Raw genomic sequence first — 11,217 nt, forward strand, 5'->3', positions numbered from 1 at the left:
TCAGGCGCGGCGCAGCGTGGCCAGTGTCATGATGGCCACCACGGCGGTGCCGAGGATGGTGGCGACAAGGAACGCCATGGGGCCGGACAGGTCCGTGACGATGACCCCGATCAAGGCCCAGACCACCGCCGCGCCCAGGGCGGGTTGCGGCAGGGCGCGCAGCAGGGCCAGTGCCGTGACAAGGGCGCCGACAAGGCCGATCCAACTGCCAACGACCGGTGAGATCGCGGCGAAGCTGCCCACGAGCGTCGTCGTCGTCGCCACCCAACAGGCCGCGGTCAGCCATCCCGCCAGCAGGCCGAGCGGCACTTGCAGCCACCAGACATCACGGGTTTTCATCGCGCTGCGCAGCGCCAGCAGGGCCCCCGCCAGCATCACCCAGATCAGGACCGTTGCGATCATGGGCGAGACCTGTGCGATGCCGATCCAGGCCGCGCCGATCACCTGAGTGACGAAAAGCGGCCAGCGCGTCGCGTCCCATTCGGCATTGGTGTCGCGTTTGATGAGGCCATAAAAAGCGTTCAGGATCAGGGCGATGAAGATCACTCCCCAGATCGAGAACGCATAGCCCGCGGGGGCGAAGGGCAGCGGTGTGATCGGATTGGCGAAGGCGTCGGGGGCGTAGCCGCCAAAGCCCGAGGACATGACCGACCCGGCCGCAAAGGCCAGAGCGCCGCACACAATGGCGACGGCCTTCATCTGGGGCGTGCCGCCGTTTGTGTTCCTGATTTCAGACAAGGTGGCCCTCCGCTGACAGGGTGGTCTTGCCCCCGAGATAGGGATGCAACGCCTCGGGGAGAAGGACCGAGCCGTCGTCTTGCTGGCCATTTTCCAGAACCGCGATCAGGCAGCGTCCGACAGCAAGGCCCGAGCCGTTCAGCGTGTGCACGAATTCGGGCTTGCCGCCGCCAGCAGGGCGGAAACGGGCGTTCATTCGGCGGGCCTGGAAGTCGCCGCAGACCGAGCAAGAACTGATTTCGCGGTAGGTGTTTTGCCCCGGCAGCCAGACCTCGATGTCATGGGTGCGCCGCGCGCCAAAGCCCATATCGCCGGTGCAAAGCACCACGGTGCGATAGGCAAGCCCCAGTTTTTCAAGGATTCCCTGCGCGCAGCCTGTCATGCGGTCCAGCTCGGCCCGGCTGTCTTCGGGCTTGGTAACCGACACCATTTCGACCTTTTCGAACTGGTGCTGGCGCAGCATTCCAGCCGTGTCGCGGCCCGCGCTGCCGGCCTCGGAGCGGAAGCAGAGGGAATGGGCGGTGTAGCGATGGGGCAAGGTGGCCTCTTCGACGATCTCGCCCGAGACGATGTTGGTCAGCGTCACTTCCGAGGTGGGGATCAGCCACCAGCCTTCGCGGGTCTGGTAGCTGTCTTCACCGAATTTCGGCAGTTGGCCGGTGCCATACATCATCTCTTCGCGCACCAGAACGGGACCGTTCACTTCGGTGAGGCCGTTCTCAAGTGTATGAGTATCCAGCATAAATTGGGCCAAGGCGCGGTGGACGCGGGCGACGCCGCCCGAGAGCACCACGAAACGCGAGCCGGAAAGCTTGGCCGCGGTTTCGAAATCCATGCCATCCCGGGTGGCGGCCAGATCGTAATGTTCCCTGGGTTGGAACGGGAATTCTTTCGGGGTGCCCCAGCGGCGGATCTCGACGTTGTCGGCCTCGTCCGCGCCGTCGGGAATATCGTCGTAGGGCAGGTTGGGCAGGCCTTCCAGAACCGCGCGCAGGGCGGCGTCCTTGGCCTTGGCCTCATCCTCCAGACGGGAAATTTCGTCTTTCTTTTCAGATACCAAGCCGCGCAGACGCTCGAACTCCGCCTCGTCGCCAGAGGCCTTGGCCTTGCCCACATCCTTGGAGGCGGCGTTGCGTTCGGCCTGTGCCGCTTCGGCGGCCGCGATGCAGGCGCGGCGCTCTTCGTCGAGGGCGAGAATGGCGGGCGATTGCGGCGGCAGGCCCCGGCGGGCCATGGCGGCGTCGAAGGCGTCGGGGTTTTCGCGGATGGCGCGGATATCGTGCATTTGGGGCCTCTTTCGGCGGGCGTTTCGCGCCGATCTATGCACCAAAGACAGGTGCGTTTGAACCCGAAAAGAGGGCGTCGCCATGCGTACACCCCCCGGTACACCCCCTGTGCACCCCCCGTACACCGGTTCGGCGGGTTTCTGCTGGGTCAAGCTGGATCGGATTTGACCAGGCTGTCCTGTCCGAACGTCCAAGGGGGGCAGGTGCGGAAAAGCTGGCTATGCGAAAGTTTGCTTGCTACGCTGTTCCGTACCCGAAGAAGGGGTGCAGAAAGGGATGCTTGGCACGGGCTGACGGGGCCGGTGCAGGGGCAGTTTGACCGTCGGCATCTATTGCAGGGTGGATCCGTTTCAGGAGACCTTACATGAAACAGTTTGCGATCGCCGCGCTTGCGCTTGCCACTTTTCTGCCCTCTACCGCTTTTGCCCAATCCTATGAGGTCGGCGACCTGATCCTTTACCCGTGCGTTGTGCCGGAAGGCGCGACCTCTTGCGTGGCGCGCTTTCAGTCCAGCGATATCACCACGGGGATGGTCGATATCTTCGGCGTCCGGCCGGGGGCTTTGACGAGCTATATGGCCAACGCCATCCGCCGCTATGACTGGCAGATCGGCGACGAGGTGACGTGCAGCACGGGGCCGGGGGTCATCGTTGGCATGACTGTCGTCAACGTGACGATCAGCAACAACGCCGGAACCCTCTACTCTCCGTTGATCGAAACCTGCTACGAATACATCCCCTACTGAGGCCCGCCCCGTCCACATCAACACGACAGAGCGCTGCGAGGGGGACACTTTCCCGACGGTTCCGTTCTGTCCGGGGGGCGTGGGCTGAACACGGACATCGGATATGAAGAAACTTTCAATCGCGGCCCTGGCCCTGGCAGCCGTTCTGCCTGGTGCCGCATCGGCACAAGCTTAATCCAGCGGCCAGCCGCGTGTAACGGTCAGGCGGGGTCTTCGTCACAGAAAGGGCCGCTGCCCGAAATGTCGCGCCGTGATCGACGCCGGGTGCATTGCGTTTCGCCATCCACTCACCATATCCCCCGTTATCCGGCCTTGGGGAGGGGCTTTCGGGCGAGCCTGCCTTGCGCTTCCCCCCTTGCGCCAGTAACGTGCCGCCGATTTCGCAGGGGCCCCGACCATACGGGCCCTTTCGCCACACACCACAAAGGACGCGCCCACAATGGAAGCCGCTGGCAGCTTTATCCCTCTTATCCTGATTTTCGTGATCATGTATTTCCTCATGATCCGTCCGCAGCAGCAGCAGCGCAAGCAGCACGAGGCCATGGTCGCCGCCCTGCGCCGGGGCGATCAGATCGTCACCGCTGGCGGCCTGATCGCCAAGGTGTCCAAGGTCAAGGACGACAGCGAGGTCGAGGTCGAGCTGACAGATGGCGTCAAGGTGCGGGTGGTGCGCAACACCATCGCGCGGGTCATCAACAAGACCGAACCGGCCACCGAATAAAACCGAGACAAAGGCGCGACGATGCTCAATATCCCCCTCTGGAACCGGGTTCTGATCTGGGGCCTCGTCGCCCTCGGTCTCGCCTTCGCGGCCCCGAACCTCTTTTACCCGCGCGTCGAGCGCCACAATGACGCCGCCGCCGTGGTGCAAAACGGTGGCGACGTCACCGACGAGGTGGCAGCCGATCTGGCGGGCTGGCCTTCCTTCCTGCCGTCGTCTCTGGTCAATCTGGGGCTGGATCTGCGCGGTGGGGCCCACCTGTTGGCCCAGGTGCAGGTTGAGGATGTCTATGCGGCGCGCATGGATGCGCTGTGGCCCGATGTGCGCGATGCGCTGCGCGAGGCGCGCGACACGGTCGGCACCATTCGGCGGCAAGAGGCCCCGGCGGGCGAGTTGCGGGTGCGGATTTCGCAAGCCGACGGCATGGATGCGGCGTTGGCCGTTGTGCGCGCCCTGTCGCAGCCGGTGTCCAGCCTGACCGGCGCGGGCAGCGGCACGCTGGCGGTGTCGGGCGCGGGGGATGTGATCACGGTGACGCTGTCCGAGGCCGAACGCGCCGCCACCGACGACCGCACCATGCGCCAGTCGGTCGAGATCGTGCGCCGCCGGGTCGATGAGGTCGGCACGCGCGAACCCACGATCCAGAGGCAGGGCGACGACCGCATCCTGATCCAGGTGCCGGGCATCGGCAGCGCAGAGGAGCTCAAGACCCTGATCGGCACCACCGCGCGGCTGACCTTCCACCCCGTCACGGGACGCGGCGGCAGCGACATGACCCCGCAAGCGCGCGAACTGGTGCTGCCGTCGATGGACGATCCGACCCAGTTCTATCGGCTGGAACAGACCCCTGTCCTGTCGGGCGAGGACTTGTCGGATGCGCAACCGGCCTTTGACCAGAACGGCCTGCCCTCGGTCAATTTCCGCCTGACGACATCGGGCGCGCGCACCTTCTGTGAATACAGCCAGAGCAACGTCGGTGCGCCCTTTGCGATTGTGCTGGATGGCGAGGTGATCTCGGCGCCCACGATCCGAGAGGCGATCTGCGGCGGCTCGGGGCAGATTTCGGGCAATTTCTCGGTCGAAGGCTCGACGCAACTGGCGGTTCTGTTGCGCGCGGGGGCCCTGCCAGCCGAGATGACCTTCCTTGAAGAGCGGACGGTTGGTCCCGATCTGGGGGCCGACAGCATCGCCGCGGGCGAGGTTGCCGCCGTGGTGGCCGGCTCTGCCGTGCTGATCTTCATGTTGGTCAGCTACGGCCTGTTCGGGCTGTTCGCCAATATCGCGCTGATCGTCAACGTCGGGCTGATCTTTGGCCTGCTGTCGATGATCGGGGCCACGCTGACCCTGCCGGGGATCGCCGGGATCGTGCTGACCATCGGGATGGCAGTGGATGCCAACGTGCTGATCTTTGAGCGAATACGGGAAGAATTGAAGACGGCCAAAGGCCCGGCGCGGGCCATCGAGCTTGGCTATGACAAGGCGCGGTCGGCGATCTATGACGCCAATATCACGACCTTCATCACCGCGGTGATCCTTTACGTGATGGGCTCTGGCCCCGTGCGGGGCTTCGCCATCACCCTTGGCCTTGGCATCGTGACCTCGGTCTTTACCGCCCTCTACGTCACGCGCTTGCTGGTGCTGATGTGGTTCGACCGTCGTCGACCCAAGACAATCGAGGTGTAATCCCATGCGACTGAAACTCGTTCCCGACAACACAAGCTGGGATTTCTTCCGCTTCGATGCGATCACGCTCGGCCTGTCCGGCATCGCGGTGATTGCCTCGATCATCCTGTTCTTCGTGGTCGGCCTGAATTTCGGCATCGACTTTCGCGGCGGCACCACGATCCGGACCAATGCCCATTCGGCGGTGGATGTCGGGGCCTATCGCGAGGCGCTACAGACGCTGGATCTGGGCGATATCTCGATCACCGAGGTGTATGACCCGACCTTTGCCGCCGATCAGCATGTGACCATGGTCAACGTGCAGGCGCAGGACGGGCAGGAATCGGTCACGCAGGAAACCATCGACTCGATCGAGACCGCGCTGCAAGAGGTCGATCCGACGATCACCTTCCCCTCGGTCGAGAGTGTCGGGCCGACCGTTTCGGGCGAATTGGTGCAGACCGCGATCATTGCCGTCTCGCTCGCCATCGGGGCGGTGCTGATCTATATCTGGCTGCGGTTCGAGTGGCAGTTCTCGCTTGGGGCGGTGCTGGCGCTGGTCCACGACGTGACGTTGACCATCGGGATCTTCAGCCTGTTGCAGATCCGCTTTGACCTGTCGATCATCGCGGCGCTGCTGACCATCGTGGGCTATTCGCTGAACGACACGGTGGTGGTCTTTGACCGGGTGCGCGAGAACCTGCGAAAATTCAAGCGGATGGCGTTGAAAGAGGTGCTGAACCTGTCGATCAACGAAACGCTGAGCCGGACGTTGATGACCTCGGTCACGACGCTGATCGCGCTGATTGCCCTGTTCATTCTGGGCGGTGACGTGATCCGGGGCTTTGTCTTCGCGATGATCTGGGGCGTGCTGGTCGGCACCTATTCTTCGGTCTTTGTGGCGTCCTCTTTCCTGCTGCGCTTCGGTGTGAAGCGGGACTGGTCCAAGCCCGAAGGTGGGGCCGGAACGCAGTTCGCCAAGACAGATGCCTGAAATCTTCGGATCGGCCCTGACCCTGTCGGGGCTGATCTGGCTGGCCGTCACCGCCTTGGTTGCCGGGGTCGTGCGCGGGTTTTCCGGGTTCGGGACGGCGATGATCTACATGCCTGTCGCGGGCCAGATCCTGACCCCCGTTGGCGCGCTGGTGACGCTGACGGTGATGGATGTTATCGGGCCGCTACCCAATGTGCCGCGCGCGATCAAGGACGGCAACAAGCGGGATCTGATGCGGCTGTGTGCCGGGCTGGTGGTGGCCCTGCCTATCGGCATCCTGGCCCTGACGCGGTTGCCGGTCGAGGCGTTTCGCTACGGGGTGTCGGGGATCGCGCTGGTGCTGTTGGGACTGCTGATCTCGGGTTGGCGCTATCACGGGCGGCTGACGCCGCCGTTGGTGGTGGGCACCGGGATGCTGGGCGGCTTTCTGGGCGGGGCGACCGGCCTCGCCGGGCCGCCGGTCATCATGCTTTACATGGCCTCGAACCTGCCCGCGCGGGTGGTTCGCGCCTCGCTGTTGCTGTATCTTGTGGGGGTGGATGTGCTGATGATCGGCACGCTCGGGATCATGGGGCATCTGAGTTTGGCGACGGTCGCCATCGGCGCGGTGCTGATCTTGCCTTACATGGCGGGCAATATCGCCGGGGGCTGGCTGTTCCGGCCCAAGTTCGAGCGGGGCTATCGGTGGGTGGCCTATGGTCTCATCTCGGTGTCGGCCCTGTCGGGCCTGCCGCTCTTCGACTGACGGAGGAAACATGCGCCTCAATGAAATCAGCTTTGGCGAAGCCCGGCCGGTGGATGGCTATGGCCCCGGTTTTTTCCGGATCGGCGGCGAGGTGATCGAGGGCCATGTCTTGTGCCTGCCCGACGGGGCGGTGTCATGGGACGGGTTGGAGGATATCGCGGCGCTGGAGGCGCTGGCCGGGCAGCTTGATGTGTTGCTGTTGGGGCTGGGGTCGGAGATGCGGCCCTTGCCCACCGAACTGCGCCGACGGCTGGAGGCCGCCGAGGTGCCGTTGGAGCCGATGGCGTCGCCCTCCGCTGCGCGAACCTACAACGTGTTGCTGTCCGAAGGGCGGCGCGTGGGGGCGGCGCTGATCGCCGTGTGAGACCCGATGTCGCCGCGCTGTGCGCGGCGATCCGTTGGGGGGCGGCACCCCCTGTCGTCCATTGGGCTTGACCCAATGGCACCCTGTGAACGCACCCCCCCCCCCGGAGTGTTTTCACACCGAAGAAGGACCGGTTCGGGGCCGGGTCATTCTGACAGCGAGCCCAGCATCATGACGCGCAGTTCGCGTTCCAGCTTGCGGCGCATGGCGGCGGCAAATTCGCCGTGGTTGCGGGCGTATTCGACGAAGGCGCCCGGGCCGCGAATGACCTCGTCTTCGTAGTAGTCGCGGATCAGGCGGCTGGCCCCGCCGATGGCCAGCCCGTTCACCGTGACGCCGTCGAGCGCGAAGTGGCGATAGGCGAGGCCGGGGACGAAACCGTCGTTGTTCTGACCATCACCGGCCACGTCGAGGGTGCGAAACAGGCAGGGGGGCGCTTGGGAAAACATGTCGGCGGCGAAGCCGATGGCATAGCCGAGCGCGGTCGGCAGTTCGGCGGTGCTGCGGGGGGCGGATTGCAGGATTTCGACGGTGTCGAGCACGTCCGCCTCGCCGTGCATCATGCGCCATGGCAAGAGCACGTCCTGCTGAAAGCGGCCCGACCATTCATAGATGGCCAGCGCGACAGGGCCGGGGCCGTTCAGAAGCGGGTCCATGACCTCGGGGCTGAGCAGGGCCGCGGCGAGGCCATTTCGCTGGAGCTGGTGCTCGTCTTCGTTGACCGAGGCCGAGACGTCGATGGCAAGCAGCAGGGCAAGGCGGCACTCTTGCGCCCGGGCGGCCAGAGGCGCCAGTGCCAGCCACAGGGCCAGCACCGGCAAGAAGGCGCGTTGCAGGATCACCAGTGCCCGATATTCTCCATGCTTTCCCATGGCTCGGCCGGGGGCAGGGACTCGCCCGCTTGCAGCAATTCGACCGAGATATTGTCGGGCGAGCGAACAAAGGCCATGTGGCCATCGCGGGGCGGGCGGTTGATGGTGACGCCATTGTCCATCAGGTGCTGGCAGGTCTCGTAGATATTGTCGACCTCGTAGGCGAGATGGCCGAAATGGCGGCTGTCCGAAGGCAGGCCGTCGTCGCCATCCCAGTTGTAGGTCAGTTCCACCGGGCATTCCGGCTGGGTCGGTGGGGCCATGAAGATCAGCGTGAAGCGGCCGCCCTCGTTTTCGTAGCGGCGGGTTTCCACGAGGCCGAGCAGGCTGAAAAAGGCCATGCTTGCTTCGAGATCCTTCACCCGCACCATGGTGTGGAGATATTTGATCGACATTGGGGTGCTCCCTCAATCCTGTTGCTTTTGGAAATGGTAGCGCGGGACGCGCCGCTTGTCGCGTGGGGGCGGCGATAAATTTCGCGTGGGCCAGGGCGGGGCGGGGGTGAGGCCTTGTCAGCCATGCTGAAAATACCCCTTTATCTTGCGGTCCGCCCCGGCAGTGATGCAAGATATGGGCAGGGACGAATCCGAAGAAAGAATAGACTTATGCCGCTCAGCGACGATCAATTGGCCGATATCACCGCAGCGCGCGCCGAAGCGCAACCCACTTTGCGCGCGGTGGCGCCGGGGATGGAAAAACACCTCTATACCGCGCAGCCGGTTCTGGACCACGGCTTCGTGCGGGTGGTGGATTACATGGGCGACGATGCCGCCATCGTGCAGGCGGCACGCGTGAGCTATGGCGCGGGGACCAAAAAGGCGCGCGATGACAGTGGCTTGATCCGCTACCTGATGCGGCACTGGCACTCGACGCCCTTCGAGATGTGCGAAATCAAGCTGCATGTGAAGCTGCCGGTCTTCGTCGCGCGGCAGTGGATCCGGCACCGCACGGCCAACGTGAACGAGTATTCCGCGCGCTACTCTATCCTCGATCGGGAGTTCTACATTCCCGCCCCCGACGCGCTCGCCGCGCAATCGACGGTGAACAACCAGGGGCGCGGGGAGACGCTGCAAGGCGAAGAGGCCGAGCGGGTGCTGCGGCTGCTCAAGGACGATTCGACGCGCGCCTATGACAATTACGAGGCGATGCTGAGCCAGGAGGGTCAGCAGGGGCTGGCGCGGGAACTGGCGCGCATGAACCTGCCCGCCAATATCTACACGCAATGGTACTGGAAGACCGACCTGCACAACCTCTTCCACTTCCTGCGGCTGCGGGCGGATTCTCACGCGCAGTATGAAATCCGGGTCTATGCCGAGGCGATTGCCGGGATGGTGAAGGACTGGGTGCCGGCGGCCTATGGCGCGTTCGAGGATTACCGGATGGGCGGGGTGAACCTGAGCGGCAAGGGCGTCGAGGTGATCAAACGTCGGCTCGCTGGCGAAGCGGTGACGCAGGAGACGTCTGGGATGAGCGCTGGGGAATGGCGGGAGTTTGTGGAGGTGTTTGGGTGAGTGATGTGATTTCTAGTGTGCTAGGCTCAAACGGATTTTGGCTCTTCTTTGGGATATTGGTCGGTGCCGTAGTTCAGTTCATCCTTCATCTCATGGTACAATGGCAGCAAAGGAAGACGGCTAAAAAGATTTTCTGTTCCGAAATCGAAATCAATCTAGCGTGCCTAGATGCTTTGGAAGCCGATCTTAACAACGCAAAGGATGAAATCTCTGCGAACCAGTTTCCATTTGGTCGGTTGCATATGGATATGGCGAATTTCAACTATTCCGCCATGGGACCCCTGATCAACTCAGGACATTTCCACGCACTCTTGGGCGCGTCAGGAACTGCGGCCTATTTCAGGTTTGTGAATACCTTCAACGCTGAGAAGGCACGGATCTACGAAGACCTATTCTCGTGGAAACACAAGGAAGGGCGATCTTTGGCTTTCTTAAGGCTTTGGATAGAAAAGAAAATTCCGGAAGCGCGCCAAGACTTGGTGACCATTAAAGGCCAGCTCAGCTAATCAAGCGTAGGGTGGGCAGTTCTGCCCACCAAGCTCAGATCCATCCAATGGCGGGCAAACCACCCAACCTCCTTCACCCCCAATCTGCGCGGAATCAAGGCGAAGCCGCCGCGCCATCGCCGACGCGCCCCCACGCGGAGGCGATTTGGGGGACGCCTGTGCGACGGTCGGGGTCGTCCGGGTGTGGCGGGGATAAAGCGCTCGGGTCAGGGGTCGGATCGCCGCCGCGCGCGTCGGTGATGGCGCGGCTTGTCCGGCCCCGGGGCTCCGCCCGTTCGCAGGCGAAACGCTCCCCCGGAGCGTTTCCGGGAAGCCTGCTCACCCCCACGCGGCGGCGATTTGTTTGACGCCTGCGCGACGGTCGGGGTCGTCCGGGCTTGGCAAGGATAAAGCGCTCGGGTCGGGGGTCGGATCGCCGCCGCGCGCGTCGGTGATGGCGCTTGGTCTGTCATGCCCGCTTTCGCGGGCATGACAGGAAAGCCGGGCATGACAGGAAAGCCGGGTAGGGCAGGAGGGCAGGAGGGCAGGGCAGGAGGGCAGGGCTATGGCGCGATAGGGTGGGACGGGACATAATGGTGGGGTGAACCCCCAACCTGCGCTACAATCCCCCCATGTTTGACCCGGCTCGGTTCCTGACGGCGCAAGACGCGACCTACGCCACGGCGCTGGCCGAACTCCGCGCCGGGCGCAAGCTGAGCCACTGGATGTGGTTCATTTTCCCGCAACTCACCGCGCTCGGGCGGTCGGGGACGGCGAAGCGCTACGGGATCGACGGGCTGGCGGAGGCGCGGGATTACCTGGCGCATCCGGTGCTGGGGCCGCGATTGGTCGAGGCCGCCCGCGCGGTGCTGACCCATGCCGAGGGCCGTCCCGAGGCGATCATGGGCCGGATCGACGCGAAAAAGCTGCGCTCCTCTGCCACGCTGTGAGCTACTCCCCATCGGTTGGACAGGATCTGGCGTAAATCAAGCTACTCGTTGCACCTGCTGACCGGTTTGGACCTGTCACGTCTTTGTGCCGCCCCAAGTGCTCGTTTAGGCCACTTTCCGTTCGAAGGCGACCGGGCTTTTCCA

The 11,217-nt window shown here is 64.0% G+C and carries 13 protein-coding genes; 9 read left to right on the top strand and 4 right to left on the bottom strand.

The genetic code is table 11. The features are described from left to right. Positions 1-738 (bottom strand): hypothetical protein, encoded by a 738-nt coding sequence (locus BKY27_RS06780; RefSeq protein WP_146636198.1) that lies wholly within the window; start codon positions 736-738, stop codon positions 1-3. Further along, entirely contained in the window at positions 731-2,023 is a 1,293-nt protein-coding gene (serS, locus tag BKY27_RS06785; protein ID WP_071673684.1) for a serine--tRNA ligase, read from the bottom strand. Before serS ends, BKY27_RS06780 begins: the two co-directional genes overlap by 8 nt. A gap of 365 nt (positions 2,024-2,388) precedes the next feature. On the opposite strand from serS, the gene BKY27_RS06790 reads away from it, so the two are divergent. The 6 genes from BKY27_RS06790 to BKY27_RS06815 all read left to right on the top strand — a co-directional run bounded on the left by BKY27_RS06790 (position 2,389) and on the right by BKY27_RS06815 (position 7,255). Then, the gene (locus BKY27_RS06790; protein ID WP_071673685.1) at positions 2,389-2,769 is read left to right on the top strand and encodes a porin family protein; all 381 of its coding nucleotides are present in this window, start codon (positions 2,389-2,391) and stop codon (positions 2,767-2,769) included. Between the two features lie 439 nt (positions 2,770-3,208). After that, positions 3,209-3,490: a preprotein translocase subunit YajC gene (yajC, locus tag BKY27_RS06795; RefSeq protein WP_071673686.1), complete on the top strand. Its 282-nt coding sequence runs from the start codon at positions 3,209-3,211 to the stop codon at positions 3,488-3,490. 21 nt (positions 3,491-3,511) lie between these two features. Next, a complete protein-coding gene (gene secD / locus BKY27_RS06800; protein ID WP_071673687.1) occupies positions 3,512-5,173 on the top strand; it encodes a protein translocase subunit SecD in 1,662 nt (553 codons plus the stop codon). Between the two features lie 4 nt (positions 5,174-5,177). After that, positions 5,178-6,146 carry a protein translocase subunit SecF gene (secF, locus tag BKY27_RS06805; RefSeq protein WP_071673688.1) on the top strand — a complete coding sequence of 323 codons (969 nt, stop codon included), beginning with the start codon at positions 5,178-5,180 and terminating at the stop codon, positions 6,144-6,146. After that, the gene (locus BKY27_RS06810; RefSeq protein WP_071673689.1) at positions 6,139-6,891 is read left to right on the top strand and encodes a sulfite exporter TauE/SafE family protein; all 753 of its coding nucleotides are present in this window, start codon (positions 6,139-6,141) and stop codon (positions 6,889-6,891) included. Before secF ends, BKY27_RS06810 begins: the two co-directional genes overlap by 8 nt. A gap of 10 nt (positions 6,892-6,901) precedes the next feature. Then, on the top strand, positions 6,902-7,255 hold the full coding sequence (locus tag BKY27_RS06815) for an Mth938-like domain-containing protein (protein WP_071673690.1): 354 nt from the start codon (positions 6,902-6,904) through the stop codon (positions 7,253-7,255). A gap of 146 nt (positions 7,256-7,401) precedes the next feature. Here the strand turns inward: BKY27_RS06815 and BKY27_RS06820 are convergent, their stop codons facing one another. Further along, positions 7,402-8,127 carry a DUF1194 domain-containing protein gene (locus BKY27_RS06820; RefSeq protein ID WP_199559078.1) on the bottom strand — a complete coding sequence of 242 codons (726 nt, stop codon included), beginning with the start codon at positions 8,125-8,127 and terminating at the stop codon, positions 7,402-7,404. Then, on the bottom strand, positions 8,094-8,522 hold the full coding sequence (locus BKY27_RS06825) for a VOC family protein (RefSeq protein ID WP_071673691.1): 429 nt from the start codon (positions 8,520-8,522) through the stop codon (positions 8,094-8,096). Before BKY27_RS06825 ends, BKY27_RS06820 begins: the two co-directional genes overlap by 34 nt. A gap of 210 nt (positions 8,523-8,732) precedes the next feature. Here BKY27_RS06825 and thyX point away from each other — a divergent pair, with 210 nt between their 5' ends. The 3 genes from thyX to BKY27_RS06840 all read left to right on the top strand — a co-directional run bounded on the left by thyX (position 8,733) and on the right by BKY27_RS06840 (position 11,073). Then, on the top strand, positions 8,733-9,638 hold the full coding sequence (gene thyX, locus BKY27_RS06830; RefSeq protein ID WP_071673692.1) for an FAD-dependent thymidylate synthase: 906 nt from the start codon (positions 8,733-8,735) through the stop codon (positions 9,636-9,638). After that, a complete protein-coding gene (locus BKY27_RS06835) occupies positions 9,635-10,144 on the top strand; it encodes a hypothetical protein (RefSeq protein ID WP_146636199.1) in 510 nt (169 codons plus the stop codon). The genes thyX and BKY27_RS06835 overlap by 4 nt, the downstream gene beginning before the upstream one ends. A 611-nt stretch (positions 10,145-10,755) precedes the next feature. Further along, entirely contained in the window at positions 10,756-11,073 is a 318-nt protein-coding gene (locus BKY27_RS06840) for a DUF1810 domain-containing protein (RefSeq protein ID WP_071673694.1), read from the top strand. Positions 11,074-11,217: the final 144 nt, after the last annotated feature.

It is taken from the genome of Nioella nitratireducens, assembly GCF_001879715.1.
GTDB classification, from domain to species: domain Bacteria; phylum Pseudomonadota; class Alphaproteobacteria; order Rhodobacterales; family Rhodobacteraceae; genus Nioella; species Nioella nitratireducens.